At 42.6% G+C, this 23,713-nt stretch carries 16 protein-coding genes, 2 tRNA genes and 2 pseudogenes; 14 read left to right on the top strand and 6 right to left on the bottom strand.

Going from position 1 to position 23,713, the window contains the following annotated elements:
* The 4 genes from IKB69_RS02880 to IKB69_RS02865 all read left to right on the top strand — a co-directional run.
* A partial coding sequence (locus IKB69_RS02880) for a CDP-glycerol glycerophosphotransferase family protein (protein WP_290945904.1) occupies positions 1-1,320 on the top strand: 1,320 nt, incomplete at its 5' end.
* A 9-nt stretch (positions 1,321-1,329) separates the two neighbouring features.
* The gene (gene yidC / locus IKB69_RS02875) at positions 1,330-3,951 is read left to right on the top strand and encodes a membrane protein insertase YidC (RefSeq protein ID WP_290945902.1); all 2,622 of its coding nucleotides are present in this window, start codon (positions 1,330-1,332) and stop codon (positions 3,949-3,951) included.
* Positions 3,948-5,444, top strand: coding sequence for a sugar phosphate nucleotidyltransferase (locus IKB69_RS02870; protein ID WP_290945899.1), 1,497 nt, complete (start codon positions 3,948-3,950; stop codon positions 5,442-5,444). The genes yidC and IKB69_RS02870 overlap by 4 nt, the downstream gene beginning before the upstream one ends.
* 176 nt (positions 5,445-5,620) lie before the next feature.
* Positions 5,621-6,469 carry a DMT family transporter gene (locus IKB69_RS02865; protein WP_290945897.1) on the top strand — a complete coding sequence of 283 codons (849 nt, stop codon included), beginning with the start codon at positions 5,621-5,623 and terminating at the stop codon, positions 6,467-6,469.
* A 2-nt stretch (positions 6,470-6,471) separates the two neighbouring features.
* Here IKB69_RS02865 and IKB69_RS02860 read toward each other — a convergent pair whose 3' ends face one another.
* The 5 genes from IKB69_RS02860 to IKB69_RS02840 form a co-directional block, all read right to left on the bottom strand.
* A complete protein-coding gene (locus IKB69_RS02860; RefSeq protein WP_290945895.1) occupies positions 6,472-7,335 on the bottom strand; it encodes a radical SAM protein in 864 nt (287 codons plus the stop codon).
* Between the two features lie 135 nt (positions 7,336-7,470).
* Complete coding sequence (locus IKB69_RS02855; protein ID WP_290945893.1) at positions 7,471-8,925, bottom strand: DASS family sodium-coupled anion symporter; 1,455 nt, start codon at positions 8,923-8,925, stop codon at positions 7,471-7,473.
* Positions 8,926-9,053: 128 nt separating this feature from the next.
* A complete protein-coding gene (locus IKB69_RS02850; protein ID WP_290945891.1) occupies positions 9,054-10,973 on the bottom strand; it encodes a DUF1561 family protein in 1,920 nt (639 codons plus the stop codon).
* Positions 10,974-11,161: 188 nt separating this feature from the next.
* A tRNA-Ala gene (locus IKB69_RS02845) sits at positions 11,162-11,237 on the bottom strand.
* A gap of 43 nt (positions 11,238-11,280) precedes the next feature.
* Positions 11,281-11,355, bottom strand: a tRNA-Val gene (locus tag IKB69_RS02840).
* A gap of 206 nt (positions 11,356-11,561) precedes the next feature.
* Between IKB69_RS02840 and IKB69_RS02835 the strand changes: the two genes are divergently transcribed.
* Positions 11,562-12,713 (top strand): PLP-dependent aspartate aminotransferase family protein, encoded by a 1,152-nt coding sequence (locus tag IKB69_RS02835; protein ID WP_290945888.1) that lies wholly within the window; start codon positions 11,562-11,564, stop codon positions 12,711-12,713.
* Between the two features lie 335 nt (positions 12,714-13,048).
* Here the strand turns inward: IKB69_RS02835 and IKB69_RS02830 are convergent.
* Positions 13,049-13,230: pseudogene (locus IKB69_RS02830) on the bottom strand (adenine-specific methyltransferase EcoRI family protein); the annotation flags it as partial.
* 178 nt (positions 13,231-13,408) lie between these two features.
* Between IKB69_RS02830 and IKB69_RS02825 the strand changes: the two are divergent.
* The 9 genes and pseudogenes from IKB69_RS02825 to IKB69_RS02785 form a co-directional block, all read left to right on the top strand.
* The gene (locus IKB69_RS02825; RefSeq protein WP_290945886.1) at positions 13,409-14,332 is read left to right on the top strand and encodes a cysteine synthase family protein; all 924 of its coding nucleotides are present in this window, start codon (positions 13,409-13,411) and stop codon (positions 14,330-14,332) included.
* Positions 14,333-14,592: 260 nt separating this feature from the next.
* Positions 14,593-15,390, top strand: coding sequence for a site-specific DNA-methyltransferase (locus tag IKB69_RS02820; protein ID WP_290945884.1), 798 nt, complete (start codon positions 14,593-14,595; stop codon positions 15,388-15,390).
* Positions 15,380-15,826 carry an HNH endonuclease gene (locus IKB69_RS02815; RefSeq protein WP_290945908.1) on the top strand — a complete coding sequence of 149 codons (447 nt, stop codon included), beginning with the start codon at positions 15,380-15,382 and terminating at the stop codon, positions 15,824-15,826. Before IKB69_RS02820 ends, IKB69_RS02815 begins: the two co-directional genes overlap by 11 nt.
* Before the next feature lie 13 nt (positions 15,827-15,839).
* The gene (locus IKB69_RS02810) at positions 15,840-15,983 is read left to right on the top strand and encodes a hypothetical protein (RefSeq protein WP_290945882.1); all 144 of its coding nucleotides are present in this window, start codon (positions 15,840-15,842) and stop codon (positions 15,981-15,983) included.
* Positions 15,984-16,591: 608 nt separating this feature from the next.
* Positions 16,592-17,932 carry a glutamate--tRNA ligase gene (gene gltX, locus IKB69_RS02805; protein WP_290945880.1) on the top strand — a complete coding sequence of 447 codons (1,341 nt, stop codon included), beginning with the start codon at positions 16,592-16,594 and terminating at the stop codon, positions 17,930-17,932.
* Positions 17,933-18,036: 104 nt separating this feature from the next.
* Positions 18,037-18,312: a YggT family protein gene (locus IKB69_RS02800; protein WP_290945878.1), complete on the top strand. Its 276-nt coding sequence runs from the start codon at positions 18,037-18,039 to the stop codon at positions 18,310-18,312.
* Between the two features lie 17 nt (positions 18,313-18,329).
* Complete coding sequence (locus IKB69_RS02795; protein WP_290945876.1) at positions 18,330-19,958, top strand: lytic transglycosylase domain-containing protein; 1,629 nt, start codon at positions 18,330-18,332, stop codon at positions 19,956-19,958.
* 92 nt (positions 19,959-20,050) lie between these two features.
* Positions 20,051-23,197 carry a helicase-related protein gene (locus IKB69_RS02790; protein ID WP_363240126.1) on the top strand — a complete coding sequence of 1,049 codons (3,147 nt, stop codon included), beginning with the start codon at positions 20,051-20,053 and terminating at the stop codon, positions 23,195-23,197.
* Positions 23,194-23,713 (top strand): annotated as a pseudogene (locus IKB69_RS02785) (hypothetical protein); the annotation flags it as partial. The gene IKB69_RS02790 and the pseudogene IKB69_RS02785, both read left to right, overlap by 4 nt.

The following is a 23,713-nucleotide window of genomic DNA, read 5'->3' as shown; positions in this document are numbered from 1 at the left end:
GGGGGGGGGACAAAATCCCTCTTGTGCAAGCACGATTCCCATACACTTGTCTTTTATAGCGAAGGCAAGCAATATCACAATGTTTTTGCTCCAATTCTTGCGCATTTAGATAGATTTCACTACCCATACACCTATCTCACATCATCACAAGAAGACTACGATCTCTACCATCAAAACAACAATCCTAATGCCACATTTGCCTACATAGGCGATAGTGATAGTGGCTCTGCCATAGCGCGATTAAATAGTCTAAGAGCTGATCTGGTGGTGATGACCACACCTCAGCTAGATGTGTTGCAAATTAAGCGCAGCAAAAGTGTCAAGCATTACTGCCATATTATCCACTCACTCCCACATATTGATATTTATGAGATTTTCGCGCTAGATTACTTTGATAGCGTTTTGACAAACTCCCCGATCCACACGCCCTTTATCCGCCAAGTAGAATCTAAACGCAATCTTAAGGCAAAGCAAGTGATCGTCACAGGCTGCACTTACCTAGATGTCCTAGCCACAAAACTTCAAGCCTACCAGCAGTCGCAGAATAAATTCGCCTTTTTTCCACATCAAAATTCCACTACCCAAAACTCTAGTCTAGATTCTACTCAAGCCAAGCAGATCAAAACCATCTTAATCGCTCCCTCTTGGGGGCGTGAAGCCCTGCTTAGCAAATATGGCTTTGCTATCATCGAGCCTTTTATCAACTCAACATTCCAGCTCATTGTCCGCCCCCACCCTCAAAGCTACATAAGTGAGTCTGCCATTTTGCAAGAGCTACAAGAGCGCACTAAGTATTGCAGCAACATCGTGTGGGATACACACACTGATAATATTTATGCCCTAGATTCTGCCGATGTGATGATTGGAGATTTTTCTGGGGTACTCTTTGACTTTATATGCTTGTTTGAAAAGCCCGTGCTAACGCCAGAGCTTCACTTTTGCACCATAGGCTATGATCTAGAAGACATCTATGATACGCCGTGGGTGCAAGGCGCACTAAAGCGCATAGGCAAGCAGTTTCACCCAGAGCAGATCTCAAATCTCCCCACACTCCTAGAATCTATGCTTAGTGAGCAAAGCACAATGCAAGCAAGTCTGCAAGCAGTAAAGCAAGAGCTTTGGCACTTCCAAGGAAGTGGCGGCGAGCAAAGTGCTCGCGCCTTACTTGAGATAGAGAGTCAAATCCTAGAATCTAGCCTTGATAAATCGCTCCCCTTACACAAAAGAATCCTAAAGATACAAGAGATTCTAGCTGTGCCAAGCCTAGATTCTACCCGCCCCGCATACCAAAGTCAAAAAGTGTGTCAGCACGATAAGTAAGGAGCACAGATGATAGGCGAGTATTTGTATTATCTCTTCATCTATCCTTTGCAGCAAGTGCTTAATTTTGGGTTAGATTGGCTCTTTGTCCTTACGCATAATTATGGACTAAGCGTTATTGCTCTAAGCCTACTTGTCAATCTCTTTTTACTTAAGATCTTCCTTTACACCGACCAAAAGGCACAAGAAGAAAGTGAACTAAAAGATCTACTAGATACTAGGATCAAAGCATGGAAGCATGTATATAGCAGAGCTAAGATCTACGCCTTTACACGAACCCTTTATCGTCAGCATAGTTACCACCCCATCTACGCGCTAAGGGGGCTTTTGGGCTTGGGACTGCAGCTACCATTTTTCTGGGCAATGTATGAGGTCATCAAGTCTGCTAGCTACCTAGATGGGGTCTCTTTCTTGTGGATTGGTGATTTGAAAGCACCTGATAGCGTGGAGATCTTTGGGTTTAGTATGCATATTTTGCCACTGCTAATGACTTTCCTAACGCTTATCAATACCCTATATAGTGCAAAAAGCCTAAGCGCAAAGATTCAGGGCATAAGCATAGCCCTACTCTTTTTGCTTCTGCTTTATGATATGCCTAGCTCGCTTGTGTTGTATTGGACTTGCAATATGGCATTTTCACTACTTAAAGAAGTCTATAAATCGCAAACAAAATCTAACACAAAATCCAGCATAGATTCTAACGCGCAAGCAACATCGCTAGTAGATTCTACCATAGAATCTACTAGCTTACCCAAGTCAAGCCATCTACCAATCCAAGCACAGCGTACAAGTATCGCGCTTATCCTTAGTAATCTCTGCTTGCTCGCATGTGTTTTCACACCATTTGGGCTTTATACAAGCGATTTGGGAAGCTTTGATCCTGCAGAGATTATCCCAACACTCCTCAGCCTGTGTGGATTCTGCCTGCTTGCCAGCTTTGTGCTAGTCTATGTGTGCAACCACATCTTCCCCCTCCCAAAACTTATTACAAAGACTCTAGCCACGCTTTTGTTAGCAGTGCTACTACTAGCCCTTAGCTATACCTTTATCTTTGTAGGAGACTATGGAGCTATGAGCTTTTTTGTCTTCGATCACCCGGTTATCGCCACAGACACTCAAAAACTCATCGACTACATCGCAATCCCACTAGCCATTGTCCTAGCTATTGTGCTAAGTAGATTCCAGCACACCATCATCTTGGCAAACAAAATCCTAAGCATAGTGCTAATAGTTAGCGCACTTATTTATGCAAGCAAAGCAGTGCTATACCTACAAAAGCACAACACCATTAAACACTATGTCTCAGCCCACAGCCATCTACTAGACTTTGCCAAAGAGCATAGCAATATCTTAGTGCTAATACTCGATCGCGCCGATGGCTACACGATGCACCAGATATTAAGCGATGAGCAAAGGACACATTTTAGCGGGTTTATCGACTTTACCAACGCCACAAGTAGCAATGGCTCTACACTACCCACCCTTACAAGTGTGATCGCAGGCGAGCACTACACTGCCTATAATATTAATAGCCGTAATATACAAGACACACTCCAAAATGAGATCGCGCGCGGCTATGCTGGGATTCTCAATAGATTCCACCAAGCAGGCTTTGACACGCGTGCTCTGCTTGATTTCCCCACAGACCCAGTCCATCTCTACCCACTCCTTGATAGCACGCAAAACATTCTCTTTGATAGTCCATATCGCTGGCAATATACCACCCAAGAGAGTCAAGCACTCCCACTCAGTCAACTTCTCTCCTTTGGTATTTTCCGCCTATCAACCTTCAAACTACGGCGCGATATTTATCAGGGTGGGAAGTGGCTCTTTATCTCAGCGCATTTACATACTAATTGGTCAACGCTTCGCTCAATTAGCGAGATAAGAGCCCTAGCTAAGCACACTACTGCCAATGCAACAGCTCCTACCTTTACCTTTATCCACAACTCTATCACACACAATCCCTACGCACTAGATGAAAAATGCAGTTTTGATGCCACAGACTTTAGCTCGCCAAATGACGAGCTTTATGGACTGCCACAAGGGCACTATAATAGTGAAAAATGTGCGATTTTATGGATCACACAAATGCTAGATCGCCTAAAAGAGCTAGGTGTGTATGACAACACACAGATTTTCATCACAGCCGATCACGGCGCGCAGGGCAAGCATCTCCCCATAAATCGCAACTATCATATCCCGCTTTTTTACAAGCCCTTTAATGCTAAAGGCAAGATGATACAAGACTCTAGGCTTATAGCTAACTACGATATACCTAGAATCTACTGCGCTAATCTTAAGCAAGGTTGCCCAAATGTCGCGCCAAATATTTTAGAAAACTACCCTGCGCGCAAAGAAGTCATAACATTTGACTCTAAGGGCTGGCGATTTGAACACCACAAGGATAATGCCTTCGTCCTTGATAACTTCTCCAAAGTTGTAGGTCATATCTACGAGCTAAAGAATTGGCATAAGCTAGAATCTAAGGACTCCCTGCCATTGCAAGAGGATTTATCCTATAAGCAATCCACAGATTCTACGCTAGTAGAATCTATCAATCAATCAAGTGGCACACACAACTCCGCACACTCAGCAATCCTAGATCCCAACTTAGAAGCAAAGCGGTGAGAGCCATAATCCTAGCTGCTGGCTTTGGCACAAGGCTAAAGCCCCTTACACTCACTAAGCCAAAACCCCTGCTAGAAATACGCGGCGTGAGCTTGCTGGAGAATATGATCACACACCTAAAACACAGCGGTGTGGAAGACATTATCCTAGTGAGTGGCTATAAACACGAGCTTTTTGCCCCCATAGTGAAAGAACAGGGTTTGACACAGCTAACTTTCCTAGACTACGAGCTATGCAACAGCTCACAATCACTGCTCTTTGCCAAAGACTATTTATGCAAAGGGAGCATTATTCTAAATGGAGATCTTTATATCACGCGAGAATTCTGCCACTTGTTTAAGAAAAACGCTTCACAATTCTTAGCGCAAAAAATCCCACCAAACACAAGTGCTTGGGGCTACATAGTCGATGAAAACTACAAAATCCTAGACATCGATACAAATGCACAAGAAGGCTATGGCGATGGAATAGCGTATTTTGATAATGAGCGTGATCTAGAACATTTTATCAATGCTTTGCAGCAGTGCCACAAAGACGACTATTGGGAGCAAGCAGTGCTAAATACGCTACAAGTGATCAACTACTACGCATTTTTTCACGATCATCTCTACACAGAAATCGATAGCTTTAGCGATGCGCTCTACCACGCCCTACTAACCCCAGAAGAAATCGCCCAGCAATGCGCTGATGATGGCAAAGCCACGCGCCTTGCTGGCATCACTAATACCAACTATCTTATACGCTTCAACAACACCCTCCAAGTAATACGAATCCCCGGACTACACACTGAGCGAATCATCGACAGAGATAAAGAAGCAAAGATTTTAGAAATTATCGCGCCTCTACATATCACACCAACATCCAGATTCTACGGCAGTGGGATAAAAATGAGCGATTATCTAAGCGACTATAAAGCCTTAGATTTTGCGCAAATTAGCAATGAGACTTTAGAGCAAATCGTAGCAAAGCTCCTAACACTCCATAGTATAAAGCACACCGCATACCCACAATTTGAGCCTATTTTGCTCTGTGATGAAATAAGCAAATACGAAGCCCTAGCTCAAATCAAGCTAGCCACCCCACAAGAGCATAAAAGGCTCACTTCCATAGCCAAAAAGCTTGATACACGAGAAATGGTGCTATGCCATAGGGATTTGCAGCTACCAAATATTCTTTACAATGGAGAGCGCATTATGCTTATAGACTTTGAATACGCAGGCTTTGCTTGTATAGAATTGGAGCTTGGGAATCTAGCTGCAGAGCTAGAGCTTAGTAAAAGCCAGATTCTAGCTCTCCTGCACGCTTATAACAAAACTTCTCCTAGAATCATCACTTATGAAGATGTGCTTTGCGGTGCGCTACTTGCGAACTATATTTGGGCGTTGTGGGGTTGGGCGTATCGTAGAATTGACTTAGGGAGAATGTATCTAGCTAGATTCTCGCATAATCTCCTAGAGCTTGAAAGCCTAGAATCTAGCTTTTGTGAAAAATAGATTCTAGTATTAGACACCTTTTTATTCAAACAATGCTAAGCATTGCGGGTGGGACTTGTGGTAGCCTTTGCTATTTTTGTGAAAAGTTAGCAACCTTAATGGTCGCGCCTTTCGTAAAAATAGCAAAGCTATCTCATTGCTCATCCGAGAAAATTACCACAAAGGAGCTTGTAGTAATGGGACATATGTTCGCACTAAGTAGCGTTTTCTTTTGGTCAGCACTCTATGTATGTGTAAAAGTGCTGCTTGAATCTTTCTCACCCTTTGAACTGCTGATTTTGCAGTTTGCTCTAGGATATGTAATACTCCTGTTCTATCGCCCAAAATACTTGCGTTTGCCACTTCAAGATGAGCTTAGGATCGCCTGCGCTGGGCTATGTGGGATTAGCATATATAATTTGTTTTTAAACCTTGCTATGGAGCAGACAGCCGTGTCAAATGTAAGCATTATCATCGCTACTGCGCCACTATTTACTGGGATTTTTAGCTTCATTTTGCAGATTGAAAAGCCTTATGCCAACTTCTTCTTAGGCTTTGTGCTATGTATTTCTGGAGTCGTGCTACTTAGTGAAGGTTTTAGCATTAACCCTGTGGGCGATGTGCTAGCACTTATCTCTGCGGTTGGCTGGGGAGCATACTCTGTGCTAATTGTTAGGATTTTGGGAAAGCATTATGACTTGGTACTTGTTACAAGGCGTATGATTTTTTATGGGATAGTGTTTTTGCTTCCGGGGTTTTTGGTCTTTGATTTTCGCCCAAATCTAGCAACCCTAAGCGATCCAAAAGTCTCGCTAAATCTTGCGCTAGTAGCACTCTTTGCCTCGGGGCTTTGCTTTATTCTGTGGAATCGCGCTACCACGCTCATTGGTGCGATAAAGACAAATATCTATGTCTATCTAACTCCCATTATTACAATCTTTGTAGCGATGATTTTGCTAGATGAGCGCATAGGATTCTGGGGCGTAGCTGGAGTCGCGCTCACTTTGCTTGGCATAGCGCTTAGCGAGTGGCGCAAAGGTACATAAGCTTAAAAATACTCATCGATACTTCTTTTTGACGCACTCCAAGGCTTATAAATCATATCCTTTGTTTTGCAGTAACGACAAAATGGTATCGGACGCGCTAGGAAGTCTAAAATCTTCTCATAAGTCATCTGGCTATCATAAATATCAATATAATCTTTTGGCGAGCTTTGCAGATCTTGCCCAAAGGTTTGGTTGAAAGCTTTTACATTTGCTGCCACAGCACAGGGGTAGATTTTACCATTGTAAATCTGGGTGCAGGCATTTGCCCTGTGGCAATGCACAAAGCTTACAAAAGGATCGCTACACCCATCTTTGTCAAGCTGGGTCTTGAAGCTTAACTTCTCTTCTTTCTCATCGTTAAAGAAAACAAACTGCACCTGCTCTTTAGTGCATTTCTCTTTCACCTGCTCCCAGTCAATTTCTATGGGGTATTTTGTAGCTTGTAGTACGACTTGATTCTCTCTAGCACTCTGCCAGAATCTATCGCTTTGCTTAAGTAGCAGCGTGCCATTAGTGATGACATAGATCGTACTTTTAGGGAAAACTTGGCGCAGTATGGCAAAGTAGCTAGCACACTGCTTGTTGAGCAAGGGTTCACCGCCAAAGAGTGTGAAACTTGATATCACACCAGAAGATAGCTCATAAAGTCGCTTGCAATCTCTCTCAAACTGCTCCAAATCATAATACCCACTTTTACTAAGTTGGGAAAAGTGATCGCAACTATAACAATGCAAGTTGCAGTGGCTAGCTAGCTCAAATCCTATGCTATCAAGGTAGGGCTTAGGCGTGATGCGACGCGCTTGCTCTAAGCTTAAGAAAGAAAAATAGCGGTTTTTAATACGCTTTTTTAGAAATTGTATAGGCATTGTATCTCCTTGTCTAAAACTAAACACGAGCCTACAAAAAAAAAAAAAAAACGAATCCTAAACAAAGCGTGAAGCGAAATAAATAAATGAAATAAGTTTGGAGAGTACAGAAAGTTAGATTCTAGCTAGAGTGTATCACAAAAACCACCGCCAATACGCAAAGGCAAAGATACTAACAGCTATAATCCCCACAATGCTAAGTAAAAAACCAAACCGCACCATATCCCATACCTTGATGCCACCTTTTTCAAAAACTATGGCATTAGGTGGTGTAGATATGGGTATCATAAAAGAAAAACTCGCACAAATAGTAATCGCAAGCATTGTGATTGTCGGCTCATCTGCTACTAAAAACGACTGCGTGGCAGTGTAAATGATAGGCAGTAAAATAGCAATAAGTGCCGTTGTGCTTAAAAAGCCTGTGGCGATAATCGCACATACACAAGCAAGAAGTAAAAATACAAAAAATGGCAAATGTGAAAAACGCATAAAATAGCTTTCAAACACTCCACCAAGCTCAGATTGAGAAAAGGCAGTAGCGATACAAAACCCCGCCCCAAACAAAAATATCAACTCATAAGGAATAGACTTAGAATCATCCCAATCCAAAAACCCAAGCTTTGGCACAAACATAAGTAGTCCAAAGGCAAGTAGGATAATATTTTCATTTAATCCTAGTCCATCATATATGGGCTTAATGGGGGAGTTTAAAAACAGCACAACAAGTAAAAGAGCGATAAAAAATAATAATCGCTTGTGTTCAATGCGAACCTGTATATTTTCAAATGCCTTAAACTCCACGCTATAGCCCTGCGTACCAAAAGAGAGTATATAAATCATCGTATAAAGCATAAGGCAAGTAAGCGGAGCCATCATAAAAATCCAAGTGGTAAAGCTTATACTTTCAAAGCCAAGCTTTTCTAAGAATCCTAGAAAAATAAGATTAGGCGGTGAGCCAATAGGCGTTGTAATCCCACTGATACTTGCTCCAAATGCCACAGCGAGTAAAAAGCGCATTTTAAGAAAATAATCCCGCGTGATTGATAAGGCAATAGGCAAAAGTAAAATAGCAGTTGTGGAGTTTGATAACGCAGTGCCAAGCACACAAGAAGCTAGTCCAAGTGCGGAGATAACACCCTTTGGATTCTGTGGAAAAAGGGAGAAAAACTTTTTAGCAATGATTTTATGAAGCCCGATTTTTTCCGTAGCAGTGGCTAACATAAAGCCACCTAAAAAGAGATAGATGATAGGATTAGCATAATTTGCCGTAGCACTTTTGGTATCAAGTATGCCAAAGCTAGGAAAAAGGATAATAGGCAAAAGTGAGACAACGCCTAGTGGCAGGGCTTTATTAGTCCAGAGTGTAACAAGCAAGGTAATAATGCCAAGCAAGGCTGAAACCTTAAAAGAAGCCCCAAGATACACTCTTGCTAAAATTGCTGCGATAATGCCAAATACAAGGGCTAAACCTACACCTAGAATAATTTTTATTGTGCGCTCTTCTTGCAGAGCGGGATCTTGCACACTAGAATCTAATGAAACTTGTGTAGGATCTTTTTCCTGTATGGTAGGCTGTGTAGATTCTCGCATAGATTCTCCCCTGCTCAAACTCGCGCAATTTTAGCACATATTAGCGCGCTTGTGGCTATTTGCACAAGATCGCACTGTAAGCTCTAGCTAGAATCTACCCTACCCGCGAAACGACTTTACACTAGATTCTAGTATTCACATAGCCCGCTTATGCACTGGTTTAACAGCTCTGGCAAGGGCAAAAGCCCATTACCTCTCCTATCTGCCCCATCTCCACTACAATCATTTACAGATACAACGCCCTCAAAGCCATTCCTATAAGATCTATCAATGGAAAACACCCCAAGCCCCACGACATTGAGATGTCTCCCTGCAAATCGCCCTAGTCGCTCCCTAAGCTCATTCACGCTATTTGCAGGTGCGAGTCTATGTCGATACTCTTCCATACTAACAAGAGAGTTTGCCGGGATTGTTACCACGCCATTTTGCAAGCGCAAAGCAGGCACAGCGTGTGCGCTAAGCCTGTGTAAATCTGGGTCAAATCGTGCCATTGTAAAAAGAAACACGCTACCAGCAGGAGAGTTGATCACACGCTGCATAAGATTATCTACTTCGGCTTGTGTCACCCCCCGCCCAAGAATTGTCCAATCATATTGTGGCAACATTGAAATACTACTTGCATACGCTCTCTCCACATTACGCAAAAACGCATCTCTACGCCCTGCAACAGGGTAATTATAATAGCCTAGAATATCCTCTAGCGTTTGATGCAAGATCGAGTTTCTAGCTTGAAATGATGGAAATGGATTTCTCCCTCTAGCCACATCAAAAAAATATCCCCCACTTGATAGTGGAGTGGTGCTGTGCAAAAGCTCAGCGATCATTTGATACGCTTGCAGCAGACACACGCCACAAATTCCACTTGCAGGGGTTGTAGCATCTGTGCTGTAATTGATGTTGTAGAGTCTTTGTATCCACTGCTCACTTAGGTTAAAGCTTGGCGACAAGGGTGGGACATTTTTATCCTTCTTAGAGTGTGTGCCTAGCCAATGCCCCGGAGCTGGGCAATTGTGTAAATTTCTCCCAGCATTAGCGTAGATAAAGCGTAGCCACGAGTTCATATATTCATTAACCACAAAAGCAGAAGTAGGACTTTTACCCGTGTCTTTATCGATATATTGCTTATTAACCGTGTAGGGCACACCCCAGTAGTATCCATAACGCGTTACACGCAAGATATTGCCATCTTTATCTTCAAAAGAGTAGAGATTCTGCCCCACAGGAATAGGCTTAAAATATGCGCGATTTTCTTTAGGAGGCTTTGTATCATCGCACAATGCCCACCATACCCAGTCCCAATTCTGTTTGCGTGTATCAGAATACATACAATACAGCCTTCCTGTTGGCTCATAGTATTCAGCAATATGCCCGCTTAAAAGGTTGTAATACAAAATTGTCGTGTTTTTATTAGAATAATTATCGCGTAAAAAGTAGCGTGATTGCCCATAGCGATCTATCAAATCCCAGCCGATCCACATAAAAATGCTTAAATTTCCCGGCACAGCAATTGTCTTTGACCATTCTGTCATACTTGGAGAAAGTTTATGGGCATAAAGCTTCTTATCTCTTGGTTTTGCAGCATAGAGGTAGCTCCCATCATCTTTGATGCCATAAAATTCCTCGCGTGAGTAAAACTGTCCATTTTTGATTTTCCACTGTTGTGCTTTGAGATTAATCACACAAGGAGAGAGGAAGAGATAGTCGCTTGTCTTCTCATACGCCCATACAGAATCTGGCGCAGTGAGACAGAGCCAAGTCTTACCTATATTAAAGCCGATTCTCCCAAAGACATCAAACCGAGCTGGGATTGCTCTTCTTGATGAGCAATCCACAAGCCCGATGTAAGAATAGTGCGCTGCATATCGTGAAAATGTAGGAGCATAGCAAAGCTTGTAGTCTCTAGATGTAACAACCTGCAATGACCTATCCTTAGGCGACTGGGCTTTGTGTTGCACCACAGGAGCGGGCTTGCTAGATTCTAGTGCTTGTGCCACTATGGGGTACGCAATGCTTTGTAGCAAGAAAATAGCACGAATTAAACATTTCATAGTTACTCCTTTATTGTGGGATATAGTAACTATACTACTCTATATTCTAATGGTTAGTTAATGTAGATTCCAATGCATGCTTTGCTGTGTTTTATTAGAATTTGCATAGCAGAGTTGCGTTGATATCTGCACAGATTGGGAGTATTGGGAGTAATTAGGTAGTAGTGCTTCATAAAATGCAAGATTTATGGTGGAGTGTAGGGGGATCGAACCCCTGACCTCAACGCTGCCAGCGTTGCGCTCTCCCAGCTGAGCTAACACCCCTTGAAGCATACAAGATAGAATCCAAAGTATTTAAAGGCTAGTATGGTGATCACGATTGGACTTGAACCAACGACCCCTACCATGTCAAGGTAGTGCTCTACCACTGAGCTACGCGATCTTAACTGCTTTTCAAAGTTCAAAGTCTTTGCGGTGATTAAAGCTTGGATTCTAGCGTATCAATACTTAAGCTCTTCTAAGAGTAGAATCTAAAACTCTTGCCCTTTGCTTGAACTAGCAACTTTGAAATAAAAATGACAGATACACTTAGGGGCGTCAAGGTAATTTGCTACAATATATCTAACTCTAATTTATTAAGGACTCATAATGCAAAGTAGCTTTGATACCACACTAATCCACGGGGGACTTACCGCAGATCCACGCACAGGAGCGGTAAATACACCCATTTTCCAAACCTCAACCTACGCACAAGATGAGTTAGGCAAACACAAAGGCTATGAATACTCTCGCACCAAAAACCCTACAAGAGATGGGATTGAAAGCCTTATTGCTGAATGTGAGGGCGGGAAATATGGCTTTGCCTTTGCCTCTGGTATGGCAGCCCTTGGCACGATTTTGAGCCTATTTAAAAGTGGAGATTCTATCATCATTTCACAAAATGTCTATGGTGGGACTTTTAGAATCTTAGATAAAGTCTTTAAAAACTTTAATATTAACTATAAGATTGTAGATACAAGGGATTTAAACAAGCTTAGTTCCGCACTCACGCCTGAAGTCAAAGCCGTGCTAATTGAAACCCCTGCCAACCCACTTCTAAGCGTTACACCTTTAGCAAAAGTTGCCGAGCTTTGCAAGAAAAAGGGTGTGTTAAGTATCGTGGATAATACCTTTATGACGCCCTATCTACAACAGCCTTTGAAGCTTGGCATTGATATTGTGGTGCATTCTGCGACAAAGTATCTTGGCGGACATAGCGACCTTGTAGCCGGACTTGTGGTGGTAGATGATGAGAGTTTGGCTGAACGGATAGGCTTTTTACAAAATAGCATTGGTGGAGTGCTCGCTCCATTTGATAGCTTTTTGCTTATCCGTGGTATAAAAACTTTGGGCTTACGAATGCAACGACATTGTGAAAACGCCCTGTTTCTAGCAGAAGCTTTAAGCGAACATAAAGCGGTAGAAAAAGTATATTATCCGGGGCTAAAAAGCGATAGTGAATATGAAGCACAAATTTCTCAAGCACGCGGTGGTGGGGGAATGCTAAGCTTTATTCTAAAACCTGAGTATGACTATAGAATCTTTTTTAAATCCACTCGCATCATCGTGTTAGCCGAAAGCTTAGGGGGCGTGGAGAGTTTGCTCTGCCACCCTGCGAGTATGACTCACGCCTCTATCCCCAAAGACTTGCGTGAATCTATGGGGATAAGTGAGAATCTTATCCGCCTATCCGTTGGCATTGAGTATGGCAAGGATTTGCTTGAAGATATACATCAAGCGATTGAGAAAAGTCGTGTGTAAGCGTGTCATCGCTTACACTTCATATTTAGCTATTCTAACTTCTTGTGTTTTTAACTAGTAGCCAAATCTACAAGGCATAAAACAATAATTTAAGGAGTGCAAAGATGCCAAAACGAGAGAGAGTGGCTTCCACTTCTCGTAGTGGGTGCATTTGGGATAAAACTTTATCTACATCATCATTGGAGTGCTTTTGTGGGCTGATAAGCTCATCTCTTATCACATCATCTCTGTGGATCTTTATCGCATAGACACTTTTTAGGAGAATCTTCTGTGCTTGCTTCTCTATAATTTTGACTGTTATAGCAAGTGGTGATGAGAGCCTTTAAATCAAGTCATTTGAAATTTTTGAACAAGTATTCAAAAAAGGCACTTTGTAGCGAGTCATCGCAGTTGCAATACACGATTTTATCTTTAAAATGTGCTTTAGCCCGTTTTCTATATCGCTTAGTTGCGTGTAGAACTCATCTTTTTTATTTTTCTTTGCATCGTGGAGATTTGAGTTGGCTAGTTTTTGCATTATTTTAGTTCCCTTTTCTCTCTTTTTGGCTTGTTATTTCAAAAGCTAGATGCTATATTTTTATTGAGTTTTGTAATAAATAACAAAAAATTATAAGTAAAAAAGTTACAATAACATTTACCATAAACCCAAGCCTATTTTAGCATATTTCGTAATTTTTAAAAATAAAAGGATACCAATGCTTTATCACTCAAGCCTTGAGCTTATCGGTAATACGCCACTTGTAGAACTCTCCCGCATAAAGATTCCAAACAATAACCGCATTTTTGCAAAGCTAGAATCCTATAATCCCGCTGGGGGTGTGAAAGATAGAGTTGCCCTGCATATTTTACAAAAGGCAAAGAAAGAGGGCAAGCTACATAAAGATTCTGTGGTGATAGAGGCAACTGCTGGAAATACGGGGCTAGGCATAGCCTTTGTATGTCTGCATTTAAATCTAAAAGCAATTTTAATCGTGCCAGATAAATTTTCTACTGAAAAGCAGATTCTAATGCGCGCTTTAGGGGCAGAAGTGATCAACACGCCAAAAGAGCTAGGCATACAAGGGGCGATTGATAAAGCACAAGAATTACTAGATTCTACCCCACATTCCTTTAGCCTACATCAATTTGAAAATCCGCTCAATCCGCAGGCTCATTATAAGACAAGCGGCAAAGAGATTTATGCACAAATGCGTGGAGTTAGGGGTTTAACACCTGTATTAGATTACTTTGTATGCGGTGCTGGAAGTGGTGGTAGCTTTAGCGGAGTAGCACAATATCTAAAAGAGCAGGATTCTAGGATACAAGCTGTGCTATGTGATCCTATCGGATCTGTGATTGGTGGGGGACAAGAAGGCTGTGCGAATATTGAGGGCATTGGCAATAACTTTATCCCAAAGACTATGGATACAAGCCTTATAGATATGGTGCAAAAAATTAGTGATGAAGAGGCATATAAAGGGCTTAGAATCTTGGCTAAAAAAGAGGGACTGCTTGTAGGAATTTCATCAGGTGCGTGCTTGCAAGCGTGTTTAAAACTCGCACAAAAGGTGGAAAACAAACTCATTGTAACGCTCTTTGCTGACGATTTAAGCAGGTATTTGAGCAAGAATCTTGTATAGCCAAATAGCGAGCAAAAAAAAAGATTCTATAATCTGCTATAATGGCGGTTTTTATTTCAAAAAGAGTTGCCAAAAGCACACATAAAGTGGGGGTATAGACTATGAACTTCACACAAGAAAAAGACTTGCAAAATGAGATTGCAAACAATCAAAGTTTGCAAAGAGATATTTGTGGCTTGCTTGGTATGGATTTTATCAAATAAAACACTTCAATGCTATTATTAAAACAATAATTTTAAATCCCTAATAGGGCTTCAACAATGACAATACCATTACATAATACATCTTTTAACCACAAAAACACAACGCTATTCCATCACACCTGCCTTGATACAACGATTTTGCAAGAAAATTCACTTGATTTAATCATCACTTCCCCACCTTATAATGTGGGTATTGAATACAACTCCAATGAAGATTCTAACTCTTATGAAAACTATTTGGAATTTTCTCAAAAATGGATAGAAAATTGCTACCTTTGGGCAAAAGATGGGGCAAGATTCTGTCTTAATATCCCGCTTGATAAAAATAAGGGTGGAAGCCAGAGTGTAGGGGCGGATTTAACCACTTTGGCAAAGCAAATTGGCTGGAAATATCATAGCACAATTGTTTGGAATGAGGGCAATATCTCACGCCGCACAGCGTGGGGGAGTTGGCTTAGTGCATCGTCCCCTTATGTTATCGCACCAGTGGAGCTTATACTCGTGCTTTATAAAGGGGTTTGGAAGAAAAAGTATAAAGGGGAGAGTGATATAAGTAAGGAAGAGTTTATGGCTTGGACGAATGGATTATGGAGCTTTAATGGGGAGTCTAAAAAACGCATAGGACACCCAGCCCCTTTTCCTAGAGAGCTACCGAAGCGGTGCATTAAGCTATTTTCTTATGTAGGTGATGTGGTGTTTGATCCATTTTGTGGCAGTGGCACGACAATGATAGAATCTTATCTTAACAATCGGCAGTTTATAGGCATTGAGCTAGATAAGGAATATTGCGAACTAAGCAAAAAGCGATTTTTAGAAACAATAGAAAAAGAAAGGGGAATTTTTGATGAAAAATAGTTCTCAACTTGATTTAATAATGGAGTTTTTTAAGGCAAATCCAAAACGAGATATTAAACACCCTGAAGTGGTGGATTGGGTTGTTAAAGAATGGCAAAAACGCACAGGGAAAGTTTTTAGAGACCCAGATAGAGGTATTAGAAGTTTGCACCAAAAAGGCTATTTGCAAAAGATTGCAAAGGGAGTTTATCGCTATGACCCAGATTTTGTCAATGTAAGGCAAGATTTAGAGGATTTTAGTCAAGCTTTAAAAAAACAAATTTTAGAGCGAGATGATTATAAATGTGTGATATGTGGAATGGGTAAAAAAGAAGGAGTTGAGCTTCACATAGACCATATAAAACCAAAGGATTTAGGCGGAAAAGCGGTTTTAGAAAATGGGCAAACCTTGTGTAGTAGGCATAATTTTTTAAAGAAAAATCTAAAAGCAAACTGAAACAGGTAAAAAGATGTTTATCCAAATGCTAGAATCTGCAAAAGATTCTGGTGAGAGTGAGCTTGTGGCATTTTTAGAAGAGGTTTTAAGCATTTATGAAAAGCATAATATCAATGGGCATATTGTGTGGAAAAAGTCAAGTGATATACAGCCTTAGAATCCTATTTATTCTATGTGCTAGAATCCTTGTATCCAATCAAAGCACAAGGCAAAGTAAGAGATTTATGAGCGTTTTTGTAGATTGTTTAAGGCTTACATAAGGGTTAAGATTCTAGTAGCTCTAGCGTTTATAGCATTTTCGCATATGGCTTTTGCTGATAGCGAGAGTTTGCAAAAGTTGTTCAATGAATATGATGTAAGCAAGAGACAGACAAGAATATGTTAAGAAGCGATGCGATATAGCTAATTTTGATTTCAAGTATTAAGCCAAGCAAACGCCCATGCAAGTACTTTCTCTCACAAGCCAAAATTATGGCAGAACACACTGCTAGAAAAGCAAAAGGCGTGACTTAAACCGATGGCACACACATATCTATGACATAAGTGGTAGTGGCACGATACATAGCGTCAATGCAAGCAATGTTAAGGTTAAGCTACAAATGCGTGTGGGTGAGCTGTCTTCACATTATTTAGCGATACAAACAAATGGTAACATAGAATTTAGATGTGCGTTTGGGCACAAAAATAGCGGGGATATACAGGCTAGCTTAAGGGATCTGGGTAGATTATGCTACAATGTGTGAAATTTTCCTAAAAGGCTTTAGTATGCTTCGTTTTGCCCCATCGCCCACAGGCGATATGCACATAGGGAACTTGCGCGCTGCGATTTTTAACTATATCCTTGCCAAGCAGCGCAAAGAGCGGTTTTTAATCCGCATAGAAGACACCGACCAAGCGCGCAATATCTCTGGAAGCGATAAAGAGATATTACAGATTCTGACACTTTTTGGGTTGCTATGGGATGATTTGGTCTATCAAAGTGCCAATTTCTCCTACCATAATCAGCTAGCCCAAAAGCTACTTGATAGTGGCAAGGCATTCTACTGCTACTGCTCCAGAGACTTCCTAGAATCTAAAAAGCAAAAAGCCATAGAAACAAAGCAAGCATTCCGCTATGACGATAGCTGGGCGGAGATAGAAAAAGACTCTGGCAAGCCCCCTGTGGTGCGACTACGCAAAAGTACAGAGCCTATCGCCTATCATGATAGCATTAAAGGCGAGCTACACTTCGCACCAAATGAGTTAGATAGCTTTGTAATTATGCGAGAAGATGGCGTGCCTACTTACAACTTCGCTTGCGCGTGTGATGATATGCTCTATGATATTAGTGCGGTTGTGCGCGGAGAAGATCACACGAGCAACACACCAAAGCAGATTCTAGTACATAGGGCATTAGGCTATGAAAAGCATATAGAATACGCACATTTGCCTATAATCCTAGGTGAGAGTGGCAAGAAAATGAGTAAGCGTGATAGTGCTTCAAGTGTGGCGTGGCTCTTGGAGCAGGGGTTCTTGCCAAGCGCGATTTGTAACTATCTCATCAGTATGGGAAACCACACGCCTTGTGAGATATTTAGCTTAGAAGATGCCATTGCGTGGTTTAGCCTTGAGAAAGTCGCTAAATCTCCTGTGCATTTTGATCTAGCGCGATTGCGCTTTGTCAATCACGCGCATTTATCGCTCCTTAGCGATGGAGACTTGGCACTGCTGCTAGAGAGTAGTGATGAGTCTATGGGCAAGCTTGCCAGAATCTACCTAGAAGAAGCTAGCACGCTTAATGAACTACGAGAGAAAATCACTAGAATCTTCGTGCCAAAGGACATTCACGCGCTCTATGAGGGGCAAGACTTCTCAAAGGAATGCGCCTTACTAGCAAAATCCTTGCAAGAGCTTATTATCAATGCTCCGCTAGAGTATGAGAGCTTCAAAAATCAAGCAATGCAAGCTAGCAATTTAAAAGGCAAGGGCTTTTTCAAAGCTCTTAGAATCTTACTAACAGGTGCTAGCCACGGACCAGATCTCTCTAAGCTCTATGAGATCTTGCACCCATATTTGCAAACTATTGTAAAAGTGGCAAATGACAAGGTAGATTCTAGCGCGCCTTGATGAGCAAGCAAGCACAAACAAACAGCAATAGCAAGGGATGGTGTAAGCGCATATAGATCTCACTTCTAGCCTCAAGCTAAGCCAACAAACTTAAGGAGAACAAAATGGGTATTATCATTATGGCTATTGCCAATATGTTACATATGGTGATTTGGGCGTATATGTGGATGCTAATTATCGCAGTCTTTCTTAGCTGGGTGCGCCCAGATCCTAACAATCCTATCGTGCAAGTGATCTACCGCCTAAGCTATCCAACACTGGACTTTGCACGCAGGAAGTTAAGCTTTCTTGTGATAAATGGCATAGATTTATCGCCCTTGGCAGTGATTATTGGGCTACAGATTTTAGATCAAGTGATTATGCAAGTGGCTTTGCTTTAGCGCGATAAGGAGAGAAAATGCCATATCGTTATATACTGATTATTTGCTGTGTGGTTGGAGTGTATGCCAAGCCACTGCTTAGTCTAAAGGAGCTGCAAGCAAAGCCTAAAGGCGTGGTAAGGGATTTTTACATTTGGGAATTTATCAGCGATAAAGACACAACCCTAGAGCAATCACTGCAAGCCTATAAGCTTGTGTATAGAGAAATCCCCACGCTAAAGACTGCCCTGCAAGCTAAAGGCTACCACCCAGAGCTACCTAGGAATATCACTTGCTCGAAGCTCTCTATCGCAGAGCTTTTAAAACAAGATGAAGAGTGCGTAGCATTTGGGCTAAAGCTATCCCAAGTTCCCACAATGTCAGCAAGTCAAATAGCAAGCCTACGCAAAAAGCTCACCCAAAACCCAAAGCTACTGCAAAAAATCCAAATCCTGCGCTCCAACGACATTGCTAAAGCAATGTTTGCTACAAATGCCCAAACATTTGCCGAGATTTTTAACGCACTCTCCTACCAGCAAAAACTAAAAATCTTTGCACATGGCCTAGATCACAGAGCGATCCAAAACTTTGGCAACCAAAATGCTAGTGCCTTTAATCGCGTGCTACAACACATCATTTTAGATTCTAGTTTTGCGGAGTTTAAGCGCGCAATTACTAGGGCAAATATCACCACCACAGATAGCAACACGCTCTTTTTACTAGGGATTAATGAGCTGCTTAATGGGAGCAAGCAACAAGCCTTGCGGTATTTTGAGCGATCAAGGGGTGCGGCTATTGATCCGTTCTTCAAAGATAGGGCGATATTTTGGCAGTATCTTGTAAGTGGGAACGAAGCGTTCTTACACGATTTGCAGACAAGTAAATTTGTCGATATTTTTTCTATCTATGCTAATCAAAAGCTAAAAACTAAGCCTAATTATGAGATCGTCTCTGGGTTTGATGGACTTATAGCAAAAAATTCCCCCATTAACATTAGCGATCCATTTGCGTGGCAGATTGAGCGCGATAGAATTGGTAACATTAAAGATATGGCGCGCTATGAAGAAGAAGTCAATCGCTTTTACACCATAGATAGTGCCCCACACCTAGCCCACTTTAGCAATCGCATCACCAAATACAGCATAAACTACTACCTTATGCCCTATGTGGATTTAGTGCGCTGGCGCGATGATACGCAAAAGGCGATGAGTCTAGCCATCGCTAGGCAGGAGAGCCACTTTGTCCCAGCTCTTGTCTCGCGCTCTTACGCGCTTGGTATGATGCAGATTATGCCCTTCAATCTTGAGCCTTTTGCCAAAAAGCTTGGGGTCAAGCAAAAAATCACTTTAGAAGATTTATTTAAACCAGAGGTTGCCTATACCTTTGGCACAATGTTTTTAGATGAGCTAAACGATGAGTTCAAACACCCTCTCTTTGTCGCCTATGCTTATAATGGCGGTCCGGGATTCTGGCGCAGGACTTTGGAGAAAAAGCAGCTATTTCTAAAAAACCGCAAATACGAGCCGTGGCTCTCTCTAGAGCTAATTGCTAATGAAGAGCCTAGATTCTATGGTATGAAAGTGCTTGCAAACTACATCATCTACCAAGAACTACTTGGATATAAAGTGCAAATAGAGCCTTTGCTTAAGCAAACCCTACGCTACTAGCTAGAGCCTACCTAAGTGACCACTTGTATTTAATGGTAAATCTAAATCACATCAAATCAAGGAAACAACAATGCAAAAGCTAAAGCCACAAAATAATCCAATGGGGGGGGGGGCATAAACTTCATACACGCCAAAATCTAGACCCTACCCCACTATCACACAGCCCCGCCAATCTCATACGATCTAATCTCATCACCAATGAGCCATCAAACACCCTAGCCGACAAAATCCAAGCACTCTTACAAAGCTTCCCTGATGGCTCCTGCGACATCGCCATCATCAGCGGCTACTTCAATGCCAAAGCCCTAGAGTATCTCTCCGCCCACGCACATAAAATCCGCTCACTCTCTCTTATCTTAGGCTCCCAAGCACCAAGCCAAGCAGATTCTAAGCAGCTACGCTTCTTTCTCCAAGACCCATTTGACTTGCGCATAGTGGAGTATGCCGAGCAGCTAGAAAACTTGCGCACAGCGCGCAGGGCACTACACTTTATCACAAGCTCTACTACCCACATCTACACACTACAAGAGCGTAGTATCCTAATCCACGCTAAACTCTATGTATTTTGCGACCTTGCTAACAAACAGCATAGACAAACAGCCATCATCGGCAGCTCAAACTTCACAGCCAGCGGGCTAGGACTCTATGGCAACAAAAGCAACAAAGAGCTAAATATCCTTTGCGATTCTCAAAGAGACACAGAAGATGCGCTGACATATTTTGAAATGATGAAAGCAAGCTGCCAAGATAGCACCAAAGAAGTGCAAGAAGCTCTAAGCTCTACTCTCTTCTACCATAGCCCTAGAGATATTTTCTCCAAGCTCTACGACCTACTAGAGCACCCAGAAGCCGATCTAGATAGCGATGAAAATGCGCGCATAGAGCAAGGCAGCAAGGCATTTGGGCTCTATCCTTTCCAGCAAAAAGCGGCAAAAGAGCTGCAAAAGCGACTTAAAACTTACAAAGTAGCCCTATGTGCAGACTCTGTGGGTGCGGGTAAAACACTCACCGCCCTTGGCGTACTAAGCGCATATAGCAATATTGTCATAATCGCCCCGCCAAAGCTCTGTGCCCAGTGGCAGAGCTACTTTAGTCAAGCCCCACAAAGCCCACACGAGACATTTATAGCAGACCTTAGCTTCTGCACCCACATCATAAGCTACCACCAAGCCGCCAACCCAGATGAAAAAGCACAAAGACTACTTAAGCACGCCAGCCTTATCATCATCGATGAGAGCCACAACCTCCGCAATGGCTCTGCAAAATCACACCAAAACCAATACGAAAAGCTCCAGCAAAATCTCAACAAATCCGCACGCCTGCTGCTTCTTAGCGCAACTCCAATCAACAACAAAATCACCGATTTATCCAATCAATTAGCCCTAATCAATCCTAAAATAACCATAGGCGATGACACGCTAGAGCTAGCTAGAGTTTGCGCTCAAGCAGACAAAGCCCTAGAATCTAGCGCGCCAATCCCCAAAGACTACTACAAGCTCACCCACACTATCTACACCACACAAAGCAGTGAGATAGAATCCCAGCTAAAACTTCAGGGTAAAAATCTCCCCCAAGCCCAGATTGCGCCCAAGCTCTTCCTATCAAGTGTGCCTAGCGGGATAGACTTTAGCTACGAAGAGCTTGTGCAGATACTTGGACTTGGCGATGATAAGACAAGCGAGTCTATCAGCTTTAGCATCTATGACCCCTACCCTTTTCTCCCAGATTCCATTAGAGAGAGCTTGCAAGACAAGCAGCTAGAAAATTTAGGCGACTACACCACGCCAAGAGGTTTTCTAGCGATGAGCTTGCTAAAAGCCCTAGAATCCTCCCTAGATGCATTCTCCAAAATCCTAAACACGATCATCTCCTACCATCGTAGCTTCCTCTATGCCAAAGAGCTAGAATCTAAGCAAGATGACTTGCTCGATGAAGACTCTGCAATCTTCCCCACAAGACTAAGGAAATGCTATGAAGCTGGCTATATCACTAAGCTATCGCCGCGCTTTAGGGAGCTATGCGAGCAAGATTTATCCAAGCTAGAATCTATCCTTGAGAGGATCGCCTCCTATAATTGGAAAAAGCACTTTACTAGAAGCGAGAAATTTACCCAAGTATGCAAGATCATAGACTCCCTAGGTGCGCAAATACACAGCCAAAAGCTCCTAATCTTTAGCGAGTCCATCATCACCTGTGAGCGCATTAAGCAAAGCTTGCAAGCTAGCTACCCTAAGCTACGCATAGCTAGTATCACAGGCGACACCAAAGCCCAAGAGTTTAATGCAAACAAGCAACTCTTCTCCCCCAAATCACAGCGATATACCCTAGCTAGCAGTGAAAAGCCCATAGATATTCTAGTGGCTAGCGACTGCATTAGCGAGGGGCAGAATCTCCAAGACTGCGCCAATCTCATCAACTGGGATATAGCTTTTAACCCAGTGCGCGCGATCCAGCGCATAGGGCGGATCTATCGTATCGGTAGTAGCCACGCGCAGATACACATCTACCACTTTTTCCCACACACTACGCTAGAGTCCTACATCAAGCTAGAATCACGCATAGCCCACAAGACCCAAGCAGCAGCCACCACCACCACGCAGAAAAACTTCTTTGGCACAAGCCTTGAGCAAGAGCCAAGCCAGCAAGCCAGACAAGAAGCCTACCAAGCCCTAGATAGCAAGCTAAACGCGCTTGATGAGACCAAAGACTATCTCCTATCCCCAAGCTCTGTGCTAGGCTCTATACTAAGTGAGAAACACCAAAGCCACCTGCCAAATGGCATATTCTCCATCGCTAGATCAAGCCCCACAAGTGCAAGCACCCTAGCCCAGAATCTAATCTTTGCCGCCTTGCAAGATGAGAGCAAGAAAACCTACTACACTCTCTACAACTGCGCCAGCAAGAAGCTCCTGCCCTCTGTGAGCGATAGCGATTGTAGCCGCAATCTCTCGCAGCTTAGAGACTTTGCCAACATAAGCCAAGTTGATATGGCAGAGTTTAGCTCCCTAGAGCAAGCAAGCCAAGATTATGAAAACATCGCCTTCTTGCAAGCTATTTTCAAAGACATAGTCCAAGATCTAGAAGCGCAAATCCTATCCCAAAACAAAGCGAGAGCTAGCACAAAAGCGCGCGATAGCGGACTCTACTCCATTGAGAAAAGACGCTTTACACTCATTGCATTTTTGTTTGTCAATCCAGACTTTAGCGAGCTAGCAAACTATAAGGCAAAGAGTCTATGAGTCTATTTAGCCTAGATTCTAGCTCTTTGCCATCGCAAGCGAAAAAAGTGGATTGCCACGACTTGCCAAGCAAGTCTCGCAATGACAATGCCCTTTTTCCGTCATTGCGAGGCAGTGGCGATAGCCACAACGAAGCAATCCAACCCCAATCGTCATTGCGAGGGAGCGAAGCGACCGAAGCAATCCATAAAGACAAAGCAGATTCTAGTGCAAAAGTGGATTGCCACGACTTGCCAAGCAAGTCTCGCAATGACAGCACGGCACAGGATTCTAGGATTAACAAAAACCACACAAATTCTACAAACGCAACTAGGCGGCAGGATTTTGGTGATAAAAATGGGGCTTTGCAAGGGCAGACTTGGGATTTACCTAAAGCGGTAATGAGCAAGCCCACCGAGCAGACTCCCGCAAAAGCGCGCAAAAGCCAACGCCCAAAGCCAAATCGTTTAACACCAAACCAAAGGAGCTCCACTATGACACATCTCTACCCCCTATCCCAGCACAAAGCCAACCCAG

It is taken from the genome of Helicobacter sp. (assembly GCF_017502485.1).
GTDB lineage: Bacteria > Campylobacterota > Campylobacteria > Campylobacterales > Helicobacteraceae > Helicobacter_B.
This window is presented reverse-complemented; position numbering and strand designations above follow the sequence as displayed.